The sequence below is a fragment of the Lactiplantibacillus sp. 30.2.29 genome, assembly GCF_018991255.1.
GTDB classification, from domain to species: domain Bacteria; phylum Bacillota; class Bacilli; order Lactobacillales; family Lactobacillaceae; genus Lactiplantibacillus; species Lactiplantibacillus pentosus.
The window spans coordinates 1-16,803 of record NZ_JAGYGU010000009.1 but is presented as its reverse complement, the minus strand read 5'-3'; the positions used below and the strand labels follow the sequence as shown (position 1 = coordinate 16,803).

The 16,803-nt window shown below is 47.8% G+C and carries 22 protein-coding genes; 14 read left to right on the top strand and 8 right to left on the bottom strand.

All coding sequences use genetic code 11. The annotated features are described in order from the left end of the window. The first annotated feature begins 18 nt into the window (after positions 1-18). The 8 genes from KGF65_RS06375 to KGF65_RS06340 all read left to right on the top strand — a co-directional run bounded on the left by KGF65_RS06375 (position 19) and on the right by KGF65_RS06340 (position 6,915). The gene (locus KGF65_RS06375; protein ID WP_181185348.1) at positions 19-1,713 is read left to right on the top strand and encodes an MFS transporter; all 1,695 of its coding nucleotides are present in this window, start codon (positions 19-21) and stop codon (positions 1,711-1,713) included. A gap of 130 nt (positions 1,714-1,843) precedes the next feature. Then, entirely contained in the window at positions 1,844-3,475 is a 1,632-nt protein-coding gene (locus KGF65_RS06370) for a hypothetical protein (RefSeq protein WP_105923879.1), read from the top strand. A gap of 38 nt (positions 3,476-3,513) precedes the next feature. After that, the gene (locus tag KGF65_RS06365) at positions 3,514-4,380 is read left to right on the top strand and encodes an SPFH domain-containing protein (RefSeq protein WP_003638675.1); all 867 of its coding nucleotides are present in this window, start codon (positions 3,514-3,516) and stop codon (positions 4,378-4,380) included. A gap of 373 nt (positions 4,381-4,753) precedes the next feature. Then, on the top strand, positions 4,754-5,149 hold the full coding sequence (locus KGF65_RS06360) for a Panacea domain-containing protein (RefSeq protein ID WP_003638676.1): 396 nt from the start codon (positions 4,754-4,756) through the stop codon (positions 5,147-5,149). Positions 5,150-5,151: 2 nt separating this feature from the next. After that, positions 5,152-5,553, top strand: a complete 402-nt coding sequence (locus tag KGF65_RS06355) for an MAG6450 family protein (protein WP_105920952.1) — start codon at positions 5,152-5,154, stop codon at positions 5,551-5,553. A 176-nt stretch (positions 5,554-5,729) separates the two neighbouring features. After that, complete coding sequence (locus KGF65_RS06350) at positions 5,730-5,975, top strand: hypothetical protein (protein ID WP_105923877.1); 246 nt, start codon at positions 5,730-5,732, stop codon at positions 5,973-5,975. Between the two features lie 290 nt (positions 5,976-6,265). After that, positions 6,266-6,511: a hypothetical protein gene (locus KGF65_RS06345; protein ID WP_105922582.1), complete on the top strand. Its 246-nt coding sequence runs from the start codon at positions 6,266-6,268 to the stop codon at positions 6,509-6,511. 158 nt (positions 6,512-6,669) lie between these two features. Then, positions 6,670-6,915 (top strand): hypothetical protein, encoded by a 246-nt coding sequence (locus tag KGF65_RS06340; protein ID WP_216748032.1) that lies wholly within the window; start codon positions 6,670-6,672, stop codon positions 6,913-6,915. Positions 6,916-7,032: 117 nt separating this feature from the next. Here the strand turns inward: KGF65_RS06340 and KGF65_RS06335 are convergent, their stop codons facing one another. Then, positions 7,033-7,476, bottom strand: a complete 444-nt coding sequence (locus KGF65_RS06335; protein WP_003638680.1) for a PH domain-containing protein — start codon at positions 7,474-7,476, stop codon at positions 7,033-7,035. Positions 7,477-7,867: 391 nt separating this feature from the next. Between KGF65_RS06335 and KGF65_RS06330 the strand changes: the two genes are divergently transcribed. Then, positions 7,868-8,119, top strand: coding sequence for a hypothetical protein (locus tag KGF65_RS06330; RefSeq protein WP_003638681.1), 252 nt, complete (start codon positions 7,868-7,870; stop codon positions 8,117-8,119). 57 nt (positions 8,120-8,176) lie between these two features. On the opposite strand, the gene KGF65_RS06325 is transcribed toward KGF65_RS06330, so the two are convergent. The 4 genes from KGF65_RS06325 to KGF65_RS06310 form a co-directional block, all read right to left on the bottom strand. Next, on the bottom strand, positions 8,177-8,662 hold the full coding sequence (locus KGF65_RS06325; protein ID WP_088769571.1) for a TspO/MBR family protein: 486 nt from the start codon (positions 8,660-8,662) through the stop codon (positions 8,177-8,179). A gap of 23 nt (positions 8,663-8,685) precedes the next feature. Continuing rightward, positions 8,686-9,144: a universal stress protein gene (locus tag KGF65_RS06320; protein WP_050338715.1), complete on the bottom strand. Its 459-nt coding sequence runs from the start codon at positions 9,142-9,144 to the stop codon at positions 8,686-8,688. A 294-nt stretch (positions 9,145-9,438) separates the two neighbouring features. Continuing rightward, a complete protein-coding gene (locus KGF65_RS06315) occupies positions 9,439-9,771 on the bottom strand; it encodes a DUF805 domain-containing protein (protein ID WP_253954358.1) in 333 nt (110 codons plus the stop codon). Positions 9,772-9,939: 168 nt separating this feature from the next. Further along, on the bottom strand, positions 9,940-10,833 hold the full coding sequence (locus KGF65_RS06310) for a diacylglycerol kinase family protein (protein WP_216748031.1): 894 nt from the start codon (positions 10,831-10,833) through the stop codon (positions 9,940-9,942). Between the two features lie 194 nt (positions 10,834-11,027). Here KGF65_RS06310 and KGF65_RS06305 point away from each other — a divergent pair, with 194 nt between their 5' ends. The 3 genes from KGF65_RS06305 to KGF65_RS06300 are packed head-to-tail and all read left to right on the top strand — an operon-like array spanning position 11,028 to position 11,719. Beyond that, entirely contained in the window at positions 11,028-11,282 is a 255-nt protein-coding gene (locus KGF65_RS06305; RefSeq protein ID WP_105923874.1) for a hypothetical protein, read from the top strand. 45 nt (positions 11,283-11,327) lie between these two features. Beyond that, a complete protein-coding gene (locus KGF65_RS17260; protein ID WP_105923873.1) occupies positions 11,328-11,450 on the top strand; it encodes a hypothetical protein in 123 nt (40 codons plus the stop codon). Between the two features lie 17 nt (positions 11,451-11,467). Further along, positions 11,468-11,719, top strand: coding sequence for a GlsB/YeaQ/YmgE family stress response membrane protein (locus KGF65_RS06300; RefSeq protein ID WP_105923872.1), 252 nt, complete (start codon positions 11,468-11,470; stop codon positions 11,717-11,719). 187 nt (positions 11,720-11,906) lie between these two features. Here the strand turns inward: KGF65_RS06300 and KGF65_RS06295 are convergent, their stop codons facing one another. The 3 genes from KGF65_RS06295 to KGF65_RS06285 form a co-directional block, all read right to left on the bottom strand. Next, the gene (locus KGF65_RS06295; RefSeq protein WP_050338710.1) at positions 11,907-12,131 is read right to left on the bottom strand and encodes a CsbD family protein; all 225 of its coding nucleotides are present in this window, start codon (positions 12,129-12,131) and stop codon (positions 11,907-11,909) included. 76 nt (positions 12,132-12,207) lie between these two features. After that, a complete protein-coding gene (locus tag KGF65_RS06290) occupies positions 12,208-12,474 on the bottom strand; it encodes a hypothetical protein (RefSeq protein WP_050338709.1) in 267 nt (88 codons plus the stop codon). A gap of 398 nt (positions 12,475-12,872) precedes the next feature. Next, positions 12,873-14,312, bottom strand: coding sequence for a C69 family dipeptidase (locus tag KGF65_RS06285; protein ID WP_216748030.1), 1,440 nt, complete (start codon positions 14,310-14,312; stop codon positions 12,873-12,875). 472 nt (positions 14,313-14,784) lie between these two features. Between KGF65_RS06285 and KGF65_RS06280 the strand changes: the two genes are divergently transcribed. Both KGF65_RS06280 and lysA read left to right on the top strand, forming a co-directional pair. Further along, positions 14,785-14,979 (top strand): 2-hydroxymuconate tautomerase, encoded by a 195-nt coding sequence (locus KGF65_RS06280; RefSeq protein WP_003638693.1) that lies wholly within the window; start codon positions 14,785-14,787, stop codon positions 14,977-14,979. A 78-nt stretch (positions 14,980-15,057) separates the two neighbouring features. After that, the gene (gene lysA / locus KGF65_RS06275; RefSeq protein WP_056953014.1) at positions 15,058-16,383 is read left to right on the top strand and encodes a diaminopimelate decarboxylase; all 1,326 of its coding nucleotides are present in this window, start codon (positions 15,058-15,060) and stop codon (positions 16,381-16,383) included. The last annotated feature ends 420 nt before the right edge of the window (positions 16,384-16,803 follow it).

Sequence of the window (16,803 nt, the reverse complement as noted above, 5' to 3'; positions counted from 1 at the left end):
CATTTGGAGGCGGTTATTATGAAAAAATCAACAAAAGTGATCGGTATGATGATGATTGGCATCTTTCTGTGCATGCTGGATACGACGGTAATGAATATTGCCTTGCCGGCGATTCAAGTGGGCTTAGCGACGGATTTGGCGCACTTATCATGGGCGCTCAACATTTATACCGTATTGTTTGCCAGTTTGACGATTCCGCTTGGCCGGGTCGCTGATGTCTGGGGCCGCGGTCGGGTTTATCTGATTGGTCTGGCATTATTTGGCCTCGGTTCCGTGATTTCGGGGTTGTGCGGTAACGTCGACGTATTGATCGTGGGCCGGGCCGTGCAAAGCCTCGGTGCGGCGGTCGTCTTCCCAGCAAGTATGACGATTGGCATTCAGAGTGTACCACTGAACAAGCGGGTCGGTGTGATTGCCGAATTGGGTGTGATGCAAGGCTTGGCCGCTGCGTTGGGACCGACAATTGGTGGAGCTGTGACTCAGTTCTTGGGTTGGCGAGGCATCTTCCTGATGAACGTGCCGCTGGTGTTGGTTGCCTTTGTAGGTTGTGTGGCATGGTTGTCTTGGCGCCATCCGATTCGTGGTCAGGCCAAACTAGATTTGGCTGGGAGTGCCTTGATTATGGTGACGCTACTTTCGTTAACGCTCGTGTTGGTTAAGGGTAACGCCTGGGGTTGGACCAGTCAGTTGATTATCGGTCTGATGGCACTCAGTGGACTAGCATTAGTGACCTTTATTTGGACGGAGGCACACGTCGATCAGCCGATGGTCCCGCTAACGTTATTTAAAAATCGGCAATTCAACGGGGCATCGCTCGCAACGGTCTTGTCAGGGGTGTTTATGGTAGGGTTGTTAGTGTTGATGCCAAGTTTCTTCACGAAAGTCCAGAATCAGACGGAACTATTGGCCGCCATCATGATTACGCCAGCTTCAATGATGATTTTTATTTTTTCGCCCATTAGCGGATTCTTGTTGTCGAAATTAGGTCCGCGCCGGGTCATTTTCAGCGGTAGTTTGGCTATGATGGCAGGCTACGCCGTTCTTAGTCAGATGAATCCGAATCATTACTGGCAATTTGCGATTGCGGCCGTATTAATCGGTGCAGGCTATGGGACGATTATTGGCCCGATTACTGTTTTGGCCGCCGGAGATTTTACTGGTGAGTTATTGACAGCTTCGCAGAGCGTGATCGGCGTCTTCCGCCAAATTGGGACGTCGCTGGCCGTCGCCATTTTTGTTTCAGCGCTTTCGGCCAATTTGACGGTTGCTAAGACCCAGACGTTGACGGATGCGCACACCACCGTCGCCAAACTCGCCATTTCCGACCAGGCTAAACGCGACACGTTACAAGTCATCACGCATCAAATTGATCAAGAACAGACGGCAAAACCGGTGAAGACGCCAATTACAGTTGCGAAAAAGCACCGTTTAATTGCAGCAGCAGCCCGTCAAGTCCTCAAATCACCGGCACTGCAAGCCGCACCAGCCAGTGTCAAAGCCAAAGTTCAACGTCAAGTGACGCGGCAGGTAACTGTTCAGGTCAAACAAACCAATCAGCGGATCGTAAACGCCGCAACTGCGATTAAGACCCGAAGTAAAGCGGCCTTCACCCAAGCGTTCATGCGGCCGTATCAAGTGGCGTTGCCGTTTACGTTACTATTGTTACTGACGACTTGGTGTTTTGAGAAACGGGGGCGGAAGGCAAATAACTAAGCTGGAATGTGCGGTCAGTATTGTGGCGGTCCTTTGAAAATTGAGTCCTCCTGTATGGTCCGTCATTAACGTCAAAGTGCGTAATGACGTGGTATGATGGTATCAAGAAATTTACGAGGGGGAACTGCCAGTGCAACTTAACTATCCAAACTCACATCAGTCTGTCACACAACGCAAACAAAAAGACGCTGCTAAGGCCAGCAAACGCGCTTTAATCGAGCGCTACCAATCCAAGCACTTGGCAGTTGAAACGCAGAACGTCAAGCCGGCCGCTGCTGTGGCGGAAACACAGTCAGCCTCCCAGACGCAATCAACATCTGAAAGACAAACGTCATCCAAGGCGCAAGGGACATCTGGAGCCCAATCAATATCCAAGGCGCAAGGGACATCTGAAAACCAATCGATATCTGAAAGTCGAACGTCATCTGAAACCCAAGCAATGGCCGAAATTACCGCAGCACAAGACCATCGCGATTCGATGGCGGAACAGTCGCAATCTGCGGATACTGGGACACAAGTGGCAACTGAACAAGCCGATGTTGCCCAGCTTAAGCGACAAGTGCGACGGCTAAAACGGCAGCTAGCTCGTGAACAGGCGAAAAATCAGAAACAAATCGACGAAGGCTTGCAACAGCAGATTAATAACAAACGACGGACGCATCAGGCTGAAGAACAGGTGGCGATTGCCCAAGCCGAAATGGCGCGCATGCAGACAGCCAATGATGAGCTAACGGCTACCAATCACCAATTGCAGCAACGGGTCACGGCAATGCAGAGTTATCAGGATGCGGCGGGTCGGTGGTTCGCGCAATCGGCGGTATTGTTCAAGCGCCAACAGGGATTGTATGAAAAGACCATGTCTGAGCGCCAGCGTCAACGCAATGAACCGATACTGACCCAGAAGCAGCGAGATAAGCTGCAGAAGTATGACGCGATGGTCAAGCAAGTTAAACGATTGTCGAAATCTGTTTCTGAGCAGGAAAAACGACTTGCGAAAGGCCAAAAGGAGAACGAACAGTTACATCGTCTCCGACCAACTGGAAGACAAACGGTCAGCGCTGACGAGCAAGTCAATCAGGCACTGGCAGCGGGCAAATACGAGCAGTTACGGTGGTTACCACGAGCAAATAAGCGCTATCGGCGACTGTTGTTTGACCGTGTGATCATCGGGGATGGTGAGCACGTCTTTGGTTTCTTCGTCAATGTGGGCGAACGTTTAATTTTCAAGACGATCACGGGTCAAACCTATTCGAAATATCAACGCCGGTTTCCAGCCAACACCCCAATTCAAACGGGTGTGGTCTACGGCGGCGTCATTGCTGGGCAGCAACTGTGGTTGACAGATCTGTTCTATGACGTGACGCCGAGCCAGCTGCAGCGACAACATACGCAACAATTACATCGGCGGCGGTCACATTTTGATTTCAGTAAGGTGTTACCAGCGGATGCAGTGGCTGTGTGCCGGGGCAAACGAGTGATGGTCGTGACTTGGCAGCGTGCACAAACGTTGAACCAAGCGTTACGAGCTTTTCGAATGGAGCCAGTAATCGTGAATGACCATGAAAAGAGCATTGGTTGGATCAGCCAACAAATTCGTTCCAACCAAGTCGATTTTACGTTACTGTTGAGTGAAGGCCTCTCCCATAGCATGTTAGGGGCACTAGGTAAGACGTTTATTAATCAAAGCCCCGATATCCAATTAGTTTATAACGAATCACCAGAGGAACTATTGCGACGGTGCTACGCTTATTTTAAGCGCTAACTGATATGCTATAATAGTGGGCAAAAGGAGGCGCAATCATGAAAGAAAAACAAGTCTTTCATATCAATGGCTACATTGGCCTGGTCCTGGCGATCGCATTTGTGTTAGTCGGTGGCTGGTTAGTCTGGGCCGGTGCGACGGGGGACCATTTTGCTAGTATCTTCTTGGGGGCACTGCTGATTATTATTGCAGCGTTCGGGGCAAGTTCGTTAACGATTGTCGGGCCAAACGAGGCACGCGTACTTACGTTTTTTGGTAAGTACATCGGGACGATTCGGGATTCCGGACTGTTCATGACGGTCCCATTAACGAGCAAATATTCGATTTCATTACGGGTGCGTAACTTTAATAGTGCGATTTTAAAAGTGAATGACCTGCGGGGTAACCCGGTCGAAATTGCCGCGGTGATCGTTTTTAAGGTCGTCGATACCAGTATGGCGCTGTTTGCGGTCGATGATTACGAACAGTTCGTTGAGATTCAAAGTGAATCCGCGGTTCGCCACGTGGCCTCAGAATATCCCTATGATACGTTCGATGATGACAAAAAGCTGACCTTGCGTAGTAATCCAACGGAAGTCTCAGACCGGTTGACCGAAGAACTGCAGGAACGGCTGAACGTTGCTGGGGTGGAAATCGTGGAGACGCGGCTAACGCACCTGGCATACGCCACAGAAATTGCGAGCGCCATGTTGCAACGGCAACAATCGTCCGCCATCTTGTCAGCACGAAAAGTTATTGTTGAAGGGGCGGTCTCAATCACTGAAGATACGATTGCCCGGCTGGAGAAGGATACCGGCATGCAACTGTCAGATGATAAGAAGTTGCAGCTCATTAATAACATGATGGTCACCATTATTTCTGAGCGCGGGACTCAGCCAATTGTGAATACTTCGGATGTTAAGTAGGAACGTTGATGTGACAAGGATTACAAGCTAAAAACGGTTAAGATGAACCTTGAAAAATAAGGCTCGTCTTTTTTTGTCGTAATGCTTGCAGTAACGCTTTGGCTTAATCCTGAGTCCTTTATTTTTCCGTTGAAGTTCGTGGTGACGTGTCGATTGAAGACCACAAAACCCAAGCCAGACAAAAAATTAATGTGTCTTATTTGTCTCGCGACGGAACCTTATTCATACTAGCCACATTAATTTATGCTACACTACAAACATCAATATAGTGTTCAGTTTTCGTTAGTCTCCAAATGGTGCGAAAACGGATGGGGAGGGCAAAATAATTTACGATATTAATGACATTGCAGCTTGGTTCATCAACAAAGAACCGATGAGTGACAAAAAGTTACAAAAATTGTCTTACTATGCAGTCGCTTGGGGTTGGGCGTTGTTCAATCGCCCAATTGTGCATAATGACCGATTCGAGGCTTGGGTCCATGGACCGGTTTCACCGCAACTTTACCAAGAGTATCGGGAGCATGGCTGGAATAAGATAGCAGCGCCTGTCAAGGAGGCACACGCCTTTGATGAGGAAATGACTAATCTGTTGGAATCGGTCTGGGCAACCTATGGTGATAAATCAGGCAATGAATTAGAAGCACTAACTCACACAGAAGCACCATGGCAAGCTGCTCGTATTGGGCTGCATCCTGATGATGCCTGCCACAATGTGATTTCACCCCAAACGATGCGGCAATTTTATTTAAGCATCTACAGTGGGGATTAGTGATGGGAAAACGATTAACAAGTCAGAACAAGGCGAAAGACGCCAACAATCCAATTTTGGTGACACCCAGAAAGTCGAGTGTCCAATTTAAAATTGCGTTGGAAGACGCACTGATTGCACCCTATACTTTCAAAAAAGCGAAAGCAGAAGGTGCCAAGGGATTTGGTGAATTTATTGCTAAAACGGTGGGCAAGCATCTGTCAATCACCGCTGTCGAAAATCTATATTTGCGGACTGACGGCCCACATGGTGCGAAGAATAAGGAACGAATTGGTGAAGTTGTCCGGGACATGTATCATTTTAGTAATGGCTCGCGCCAATTTCGGGTTCATGGTTATTACAATGCTCAGAACTACTTTTGTCTTTGTCGACTCGACCCTAACCATCGGTATAATTTCAAATGATCAAAATCCATGTTCTCAGTTTGTTGTGGCTGAAACATGGATTTTTGTCGATTAAGACATATTGAACCGAAAGTCTCGGAAAAATTCGCCCAAGCGGTTTATAATAATTATGATAAATATGGCTAAGCACATAAAAAGAGGATATCTGATTATCAAATTCGAAAGGTGTGGTTGAAATGGCATTACGGTCCTGGCAATTTAACGAGGGCGATATAGATTTTATCGAACAGAATTACCCAGATTTATATCGGGCGCTTGAACCAACACTGTCTGCAGATCGGCGTTCCGCGGCAATGAAGTCTGAGGAACAGTGGGACAGAATAGAGCATCTGTTTGTTTATGAGTTATCGGGGTCGTTCATGCCAAATGATGAGATAACGGAAAATGGCCTCAGAATTGAAGCGATTCTTGATTTTGCATGAGTCAGTCCTAAATGACTTTTGATTAATATCGGGGGATGCAGTTCACTGAGTGGTTTACAAATCATCCTAGGCGACTGTCGCAATAAATTGGTTGCATGCTGGGGCGCTTTCTCATACGAAATAAGCCATGAGATTTTAATCAATGTGCAACGAGCGATTTCGGATAGCAACGCTACCTAGCCAAATGACGGTCAATGTGTGGTTAAGACTAGGCGAATGATGTCGCCGGTCCGCCTAATTGTAAAAGCAGGTTAGTAACTGAAAAAATTCAGACAAGGTGTGTGGTTGAAATGGCATTACGGTCTTGGCAATTTAACGAGGGCGATATAGATTTTATCGAACAGTATTATCCAGATTTATATCAGGTGCTCGAACCAACGATGTCTAAGGATCGGCGTTCCGTGGCAATGAAGTCTGATGAGCAGTGGGATAGAATCGAAAATCTGTTTGTGGATGAAATTGCACTTTCCGCAGATAAAAATGGTGAGCTAACGGAAAACGGCCTCAGAATTGAAGCGATTCTTGATTTCGCATAAGCCAGTTCTAAATTGCCTTTGATTGTACTAGGGATGCGATTTGGCATTCAGCAACGACGACTACAATATGTGGTTAAGGCCAATTTATGGTGCAACCAGTTCGCCTAACCATAAAAGCAGGTTAGTCACAAAAGTATTTCATAAAAGGAGCGAGTTAGATGGCATTAAGACCCTTAAGATTTTTTACTGGTGACGCCGATTTTATTCAAAAATATTACCCGGAGTTATATCGGGCAATCGAACCAACGCTGTCAGCGGACCGGCTCTTGGTCAAGCTAAATACGCGCGAACAATGGGACGAGTTGGAAAATTTGTTTGTGGACGAAATTGCGGATTCCACAACTGAAAATGGTGAACTGACTGAAAATGGTATCAAACTTGAATCAATTCTAGATTGTGCGTAACCTAGCGCGTTGTTAGTCATGACCTATCATCAAAAAAAGAGTCAGCCCACAAACCGGACTGGCTCCTTTTAGCTTACTGCCTAAATCTGCGAGTGACGTTAACTGCTTACATTAACCTTAGTATTCCACTCGCGTCAACTGATTGATTGCGAGGCGATTCTGATAAGCAATATTTTCTAAGAATCGGTAGAGCGGTGTAAAGTCGAATGATTTCGGAAATTCAAATTTGACTTCGGCATGTTGCTCGGTCAGTCCTTGGCGGTGGACGTTGGTGAGGTAAGTGATGACGATTTCGGAATCATCAATGCCAAAACCAGCTGTTTCAGCGGCAACGTCAATAATACTCATGAAGTAAATTGAACGATAAGCAGCCTTTTTACCAGTCACGTTTTGCCGGTCCATGAAGATGATGCGGGTGTCTGTAAAGACGATCATATCGCGAACCAGTTTGTAACCACGTTCAATCTTTTCGTCTTCCATCAAAAATTTACCGAATTGCTTCTGAATTTCTTCAGGGGTAACTTCACTCATGTTACCAAGTATCCCGTTTAAGAGTCCCATCGTGTGCCCTCCAAAAATTGATTTCAGGTTAGGCGGCGGTCGTTACGTCTGTCCATATGTGACAAACCGTGCACGACAGCCACTAGCCTTAAGATGAATTATATCGGAGCGGGGCATAAAAGAATAGACCAATCGACATAATTGAGTGTCGGTAAACGGTTTCATATAGTCACTATTACCGATACTGGTTAATCCGGAAAAATCTGGCAATAATCACTTCAGTACCCACTATGCATCTTAATGGTGTTATCGTGCAATTCGCGGTATATTAAAAATATCAAATGTAAATCATTAGCTCGCACGCCCAATTTAGTGCCATGTTTGAGCAAATTCTGTACAAGCGCGGCGTTGATGGGCTGACGATGATGCCATTAATGAGGAGGTGACACTCGTGAGTAAAGTTTACACGGATGTCTTTAATATTCAGCATACCGACTGCACGGTGGTGGACACGATCAACGAGTTCAGCCGAATTTTTATTATTCAGGATAAAAATGGCTCGCGGTTCACTTGCTTAAAGGACGATGCCAAGCCGGCCAAAAAGGGAAGCGGTCACTGGACGAGCGCAAGTCCGGAAGATGCGCCGCAAGACTATGCCGTGCCGTATCGGTCACGAAAACGACAACGTAAAAAATTATCATAGCAAAAATAACGACCTTGTCACAGCGCGTTGAAGCTGCTGGCAAGGTCGTTATTTGATTTAGTTTAGCAACGCGACACCCAGGGTCAAGTAGGTCGCAAAGCAGATCCAGATGAAGTATGGGACCATCAACCCGGCGGCGAGACGACTACTGCGGTAAAACTGGAGCAGGCACATTAAGACGACCAGGTCGAGCACGATAATGACGACTAAGCCCCACCAGTACGCCGATTGGCTGAAGAAGATGATCGACCAGATAAAATTCAGGAGTAGCTGAGTGCCAAATAGGATGGTATTCATCAGCCGTTCCCGTTGGGTGGTCGCCAGATAAAAGACCAGATAACCCGCGATTGCCATCAGGGCATACAGAATTGGCCAAACAATGCCAAATAGCCAATCTGGCGGTGAGAGCACGGGCAAACTCAGACTGTTGTAAATTCCTTTGATGTCACCGGAGAGCCAACCGGATAGACTACCGATAGCTTCAATAATGACGATAAAAATGACTAGATGAAGCCAGCTGAATTTGGGGCGAGTTTTAAGCATGTGGATGCACCTCGTTTCAAAGATTAGGTCGCGTCGTCGGGCATATTGATGACGGTCACGTTGACGGCCGCCTTTTGGACGACATAGGATGTGGTTGAGCCTAAGAAAATTCGTGAGACGGCGTTGGTTCCAGATTTACCCATGACAATCAAATCAATCTCATATTTCTTCGGAATTTCAGTTGCAATACTAGCTTTGGGTGAACTATTGACTTGAATTGGCAATGATTCAACGTCCGCTTCGGCTGCCATCCGCTGGCCCCGGCGCAAAATATCACGACTATTGTCCTTCGCGACCTGAAGTAAGTTCGTATACAGCGTGCCACCATAGGCTGCGGGACTATAGGCGTTCAGTCGGGTGATATCAATCACGTTCACGAGGTACAACTTGGACTTGAAGGTTTGTGCGAGTTGGACAGCATGTTCTAAGGCCATGTAGGCGTTGTCAGAGCCATCTAGTGGAACTAAGATATTTTGATACATCGTCAGGACCTCCTGTAATGAATTATTTGTTATAAAAATCATAACATCTATATAATTATTACGTCTATCAATATGATTATGGGTTGCGTGTAAGCAACAAATCTAGCCTGATCTATCGTGATGAATTGAGGCACATCAGGTTAGCCAAATCTTTAACAGAACATGGCACCATTTGATATTCGACAAACATATTCGATATTCGTCACGGGTAGAACTGACCGATGATGCCTCGACCCAAAACAAAACGGATATTCTCACAGTCAGACTGCGAGGATATCCGTTTTAAAAATCCGCTTATTGCCAACGATTCGGCCGTGATGGCAGCACCATCAAAATAAAGAACCAGATGCCACCGATTAGCGGCACTAAGTTAATCAACAGCCACCAAGCAGAGTGGTCGCTGTCATGCAGGCGCCGGAATTTGAGCGAGAGCACCCTAAGCCAGACGATAAAGGCAATCAGATTGCTCATCGTGTTGACACTCCAGTCGCTCCAATTGTAAATATCATCGATTGGATGCCCGGTCACGAGCTGAATGATTGTAATGATCAGGCCCCCAAGAATGTAGTTGATAATAAGTGGCCACCAAAATTCGGACCGGGTCGCTGTCCCCGAAAAATTAAGCAAATTGTTTCAAAATTTACGATAAGCAGTTGTCATCGTTGCCTTCCCCCTGAATAAAATAATAATTGCAGCTGGATGCCGACCAATATGACGATCGGTACCATGCTTAAGGATAGCCAATTTATGAATCAGACGCAATCAATATGCGAAATTGGCGAGAGATTAAAATTTTTATACGGATTTAGGGACAATCAAGTCAAAACGGTCGGCCAAGTAGTTCAGCTCAATCGGTAGCTTGAGGGCCGGATCGCCGTCGATTCTAGTGGTGACCGCCTGCCCACTGACACTGGTGATCCGGACGTCGGTCGCGGTAAGCTGGGTGATTGATTGGGAGTCCTGTAGGTTACCCGTCCAAGCAAACCATAAGTATGGCAACACTTGCCGCCAACCAATATTATTGAGCAAGCTGAGATGCATCTTCCCAGGGGCCGACGCGCTGTAGGTGTGTCCACCAACTGACTTGGTCGTGGTAATCAAACAGAACCAGGTTTTGAGCGTGCGACTGCCAGCGTGCTTGAACTGATAGCGAATCGGTAGCGATTTGTTTTTGCCAATGTGCTTGATGGCACGGTACAGATAGCTGAGTTTACCAAAGCGCTGCTTTTCAGTCTGCCGCACCTCATTTGAAATGTCGGCCAGATTGCCAAACGTCAATGAACTGACGACTGCGCGCCGCTGATTGCAAGCTAAAATACCCACGGATTGGAGTGCCGGTCGTTGACAAATTAGGTCGATGGCGGCCGTGGGATCAGTAGGAAAGTGGTAACGCTTCGCAAAATTATTGACGGTTCCCATTGGAATCACGCCAATTTGAATACTGGCATTGGCTTGCAGTAGGGCTGTCATTGCAACATTCAAGGTGCCATCACCGCCGATAATGATCAAGGCTGACAACTGTGGCAAAGTCTGTTTAATGAGGGCAATTGCCCGTGGAATGCCCGGTGTTGTCAGAAGTTGTGTTTGGATGTGGTGTTTAGCTAACGCTTGGGCGGCTTGATGGGCGACCGTCGCAGCTTGCCCCTGACCGGCTTGACCGTTATAAAAGATTCCATATGTTATCGACATGATAAGCACCTCACTGTTGTAATTTTCATAATTATCGTGGCCTAATTATACCCTGATAACGAATTTGAATGGAAATGAAACGCCTATTTGGCACGGCTATCGCTGATAATGAGCGTTTTGATTGCTCAGGATAAAAATTATGGTTATGATAATTTCAATCAATAAATTATATTGTAAATTGGGAAGTGATTAACATGCCATGGTTAGCGGCAGTCTTGATGGGATTCACGATTGGCGTTATTACCAATGCCGTGGGAACTCATGATTGGCGACAAGTACGCGTTCATTTGATTTTAGGTGCTGCGGGTGCGGTGATTGGTCAGTGGTTGTTCAGCGCCGTTGGACCGGGAATCGCTGGAATGAGACTGCTGCCAGTCGTGGGGAGTGCGGTTACGCTAATTGTTGTGGGAAGCGTGTTGTTACAACTCAGGCGGGTCGGGCAATCATAATTCTCAATAATAGTTGAGCTTGTTAAACGAGTGGAGGTGGCAACGATGTCAAAGAAAATCAAACGGCAAGGACCTGGTTTATGGGGTAAATTATCCTTAATAATTGCAATTGGACAATTAGGATTGACCATTTATCGTGAAGTGCGCCGATTCAAAGCGCGGCGTTAAGTGAGGAGGTGGCTGCTATGCATTGGTTATGGGTGATGCTAGTCGGTGCCGCAATTGGTGCTTTTGCTGGTGCCATCGTCAGTCCGGAACGTTCATTCGGTTGGATCGGACACATCTTGGCAGGGCTAGTTGGTGCGTGTCTCGGTGAAGTATTGATTGGACCAATGGGGCCAGAGTTTGCCGGCATGGCAGTCTTTCCAGCGGTAATCGGGTCACTAGTGGTCGTGCTGATGATGGTCACACTGATGTACTGGGCGCGCGCCCGGTGAAACAATGCGTGACACCGCTGTCAGATGCAAAGTAAGTGCTAGTCACAATTCAGCGTGAGGTCAATCAATCGATTGGTCCACGTTTTTTTGCGTTTGACAGCCGTCAAGACCAGATTGACGATCAAGGCATCAAAAAAACGTGCACTAGCCGCTAAGCCAGTCCACGTTTGCGCCGTGCCCACGACGATTAATGGTCGTCAGATTTTTGCTTTAATTTTTCCTTAGCTTCATCGACGGCACCTTTCACCGTTTCTTCAGCGTCGGCCAATTTATCCTTTGCTTTTCCCATCAAAGATTGCGTTTTACCCTGTGCTTCACGCGCACGGTCCCCGGTTACCTTACCTTCGACTTCTTTGGCCTTACCACTCACTTGGTCTTTCTTGCTGTCGAACTTCTTGTTAACATCAGTCATAAATAACGCCTCCTGTATAAGAATTACCCTTAGTTTGCTATAAGTATCCGCAAAAGGCAACCAATATGCACAGGTGTTATAACCACTCCGTTAAAAAAGCAATCAACAGGGCGGCGAAATTGAGTAGCCAGACTGATTGGCGCTGGTTTAAAGCAATTTCCGGATGATGAGTCAGTACGATGGCATTGCAGAAAACGAGACCCGTCACGAGGGCGCTTAACCCGTAATTCGAGGTGACTAGCAATCGATTGTTGGCAATGCCGGCCCAGTGGGTCAAGGCGAGTAATAAATTGAAAAAACAGCTAATGATGATACTAAGACGCAATGAATTGAGTGCACGCATGCTCAGATCCTCCTTGTTCACTGTTCAGTGATAGGAAGAAGATACACCCGTGGCACCGTAAAAGCGTCTGGTAAGTTCCATTCGGATAGTGACGAAACTAAGTCGGGGGACCTAATCGACCATCACCTTGAATGCAACGAGTTAGCTAGCTTAACTGTTCGTCTGCTGGTTGTACGTCGGACACCGACTATGGGGTCAGCCGACAACGCAAAACGCGTCTGACATCGATTTGAACTCAGAGCACGAACGCCTTGCTTAACGTGTTTTTTCATGGTCAGTCGATAAAAAAAGTCCCGCCATTCAAAATAAGTTGAATAGCGTGACTAGTTGGGCCAACGTGCCTGTCCGGAGATGGTGTCAGGCGGGACACGTGCTGGTAAAACAATTGAAAGGGTGAATTAGAGGTTCAAATCCGTATTGTAATTGAGCGGTGACATGTCGGTACTTTCAGTAATCAAATCAGCTGCCAGTGCCTGCATCGCGTTCAGGGCAATGTCTGCGGCTGCTTGGCTCGCTGCAGTTAAGGCGGCCGTTAAGTCATCACCCGTCAGTTGACTGACCTGTTCGTCCGTCGTAATCAGATGGTGGCCAAGTTTGATGGCAAGTTCCTTTTGAACTGTTTGTAACGCGTCGTGCAAGTCATGATAGTGCGCGTCGACCAGCACGCCGACATGCTTATAGATCCAATAAGCGGAAGTTGGATCGTATTTGGCAGTAGCTACCTGGTAAGCGGCCGGCGTATCAGTAGCGCCAGCGTAGAATGGGACGTAGACACTCTCGGCGGCCACGCCCATGGCTAACCAGTGAATGCCACTCTGTGTGACGGGCAAATCAGGCCGCAACTGCAAGACGTGTGATTCTTGTGTCTTGGCGAGGCTGATTGGGCGGTACTGATGTTTTTCAGCATCAGTACCGTTGCCGACTGGGTCAAACGGGGTGCCTTGGTAATGTGACGCCAGGTAATCCCGGACTTGATCGATATGAATCAAGCCGTCCGCGCGTTGAATGAACGGCAGGTCAAAGGATTCGGGTGCTTGTTCAACGCTCGGTGTGAAGCAGCGCTGACCATACCAAACGCGTGGCGTATTATAGTAGCGGTCTGAGAGGTCGGCAGTACCAAAGACTTCTCGGAAATTTAGGCCGTTATCCATCGAAGCCAGCTGGTGATCAAGCACAAAATTACGAATGTTTTTCGCATAAAGATAATTATCATGGTCACTGAAGTCGATTTCTTGAATCGCAAGTTGATTGGCGACGACGGCGTAAGCATCGTCTGGGATCCGTTGTGCGACCCAGTAATGTCCAGCGCCCGTTTCCATATACCACACTTCGTTGACGTCACTAAAGAGGATGCCGTTAGTTTCGTATGTGCCATAGGTCTCAATAATATGTCCGAGGCGCTCAACCCCTTCGCGTGCGGAGTGAATATAGGGGAGCGTTACGGTGACCATCGCTTCTTCACCGATGCCGTCCGTGACGTAGGGGTCCGCTGCGAGCACGCGGGTGTTGCAGTAAGCACTCTCGGTTGCGCTCATGGCTACCCCATATTCATTGATACCGTCTTCTTCGAATAACCCGTACTTGCTCGTCCATTCAGGGGTGGCCGTATACTTAGCCCGAATCTTGGGCAGTGTCATTTTAAACGGATGCTCAGCGTCACTAGATTCAAACGACTGAGGTTCATCGAATTCACGGTGTGGGTGAACGACGAATTTTTTCGCCCAGGCCGCCCGGGAGTCTTCGTTGCGGCCAATCATGGTCGAACCATCCGCAGTCGCATTCTTACCCACTAAAATACTGGTACAGGCAGAATAGGGGTTAAACTGATGAGTCAGCATAAAATTCCTTCTTTCTCGGTTTCCTAACAAGTGGTCGCCGATAACTAATTATCGTGTCGCTGGTAGCCCTGGTAAAAATTGGGCGAACCAAGCCAACAAGATTTTGATTAAATTAATTTTAGCATGTTTGACGCTGATTGGGGTGGTTGGGATTTCGTTCGTTGCCGTGTGGTGTCAAAGCGAGGTCTTGCGTGTGCGGCGTTAAGGCATTAAAACGAGTGTTCCGGCGGGGAATCGGGTAACGGTTGGGGAGATTGGCAGTGTCGCCGACGCATTGAAAGGGTTAGCCAGTATAACGCGAAAATGTCAATTTTGAGCGAACAAATTGACGGTGTCAATGACTGTTGTCTCACACCAGATGTCGGTTGAGAAAAAGTTTCGGCCAACCACGACGTCGCGGCTTGCAATCCCGTTAAGATTAAAGTAAGATTAAAACATTCGAAAATAATCATCAGAATAGGAGCGTGGCCCCATGCCAATCGTACACATTGATTTAATTGCTGGTCGTTCACAAGAACAACTCAAAAACTTAGTTAAAGACGTGACCGACGCAGTTAGCAAGAATACCGGTGCACCCGCAGAACACATTCACGTGATTTTAAGCGAAATGCAGAAAAATCGCTATAGTGTTGGTGGTGTCCTCAAGAGCGACGAAGAAGCAGAATAGGTTATGGATTGCCGGACCGGTCGCATGACACGGCCGGCATTTTTTGAATGATGGCATTTGGGGAAGGTAGGTTAAACAGTGAACGAACAAATTAAGACGGATGATTTAAACGCGGCGCACCATTTAATGGTCGGCGGCGTCGATACCTTGGATTTAGCAGCGCAATACCAGACACCGCTCTACGTTTATGATACGGGCGCGATTCGAGCCGAAATCGCGGCCTTTAAGCAGGTCTTTGAAACCAATCAGGTGGATTATCAAATCAGCTATGCTAGCAAAGCGTTCGCGACGGTGGCGATGTATCAATTGATTGCTCAGGAGCAGATCCATTGTGACGTCGTCTCTGGTGGCGAACTCTACACGGCGCAACAAGCGAAGTTTCCGATGGCCAACATTACGTTCCATGGTAACAATAAATCACTTGCAGAATTGACGCAGGCACTGGACTGTGGTGTTGGGACCATCGTTGTCGACAATTTTGATGAATTGCAACAATTGACGACGCTGACGAACCAGCGTCAACAGCTGACGACGATCATGTTACGGATTGCCCCTGGCATTTCAGCGCACACCCATGACTACATCTCGACCGGACAGGAAGACTCGAAGTTTGGCTTTGACTTAAATAGTGGCCAGGCAGATACCGCAGTGCAACAGGCCCAAGCAGCACCATATTTGAACTTAGTCGGGATTCACTGTCATATTGGCTCTCAAATCTTTGAACTGAATGGGTTTGAAATGATCGTCGACAAATTGGTCGATGTGTTTGCACGTTGGCAGGCGACCCTTGGGTTTTATCCTCGCATCATGAATGTCGGCGGTGGTTTTGGCGTCAAGTATACGGCGGCCGACCATCCGCTTCAACCCACGGACTTCGTGGATGCGATCGTCAAGGAAACGTTGGCACAAACGCAGGCGCACGATGTCCCGATGCTTGAGATTTGGATCGAACCCGGCCGTTCACTGGTCGCACAGGCTGGCATGACGCTCTATACGATCGGCGATTCCAAGGATATTCCGGGTATTCGCAAGTATCTCTCCGTTGACGGGGGGATGGGCGATAATATTCGGCCGGCACTGTATGAGGCGGAATACGAAGCAGTCCTTGCTAAAGACCCCACTTTACCAGCGGAGCAAGTTGCTTCGATTGCCGGTAAGTATTGCGAGTCGGGTGACATGCTGATCTGGAACCAGCAATTGCCAGCGACCAAGCCCGGGGATATTTTGGCGGTCTTGGACACCGGGGCATACGGCTATGCGATGGCTAGTAATTATAACCGCAATCCGCGGCCAGCCGTCGTCTTCTGCGAAAATGGTCACAGTCAGTTAGTCGTTCAGCGGGAAAGTTATGCAGACCTGACCCGTCTAGACTTACCGTTATCAGTGCCCGAAGAAACCAAATAAGTCGAATTGAGTCTTACAATCAGGCGTTCTAGGCAGCAGCTTGGAACGCCTTTTGTTTAACGATTCAGTCGAGTTTAGGGGGTATCTTCAAATTCAGGGACCTTGACAAGTGACGTCAATGAAATCCACACGAAGCGCCTAGATTCAAACGGTCTCAGTGCTGCCTGCAGTGGATGGTCAGATTTTTGATCAAGACGCTTGAAACTGGCCGATGAGCCAGCCGTGACCACCCAGCAGCTGGTTTTACCTTGTTTTTAGCGTTGCTAGTGGTATGTTGAGCACGAATAAGCGGTGTCCTGTAGCCGAATCGCACGATGGCGGTGCCAGCAATCTGACTGCTTGATCGGTGCAATCAGCATGACTGATCAGTTGAGGTCGTGTGCGCGCATGCCGCCGCGGCAAGTGCGTTATTCGGCGGTT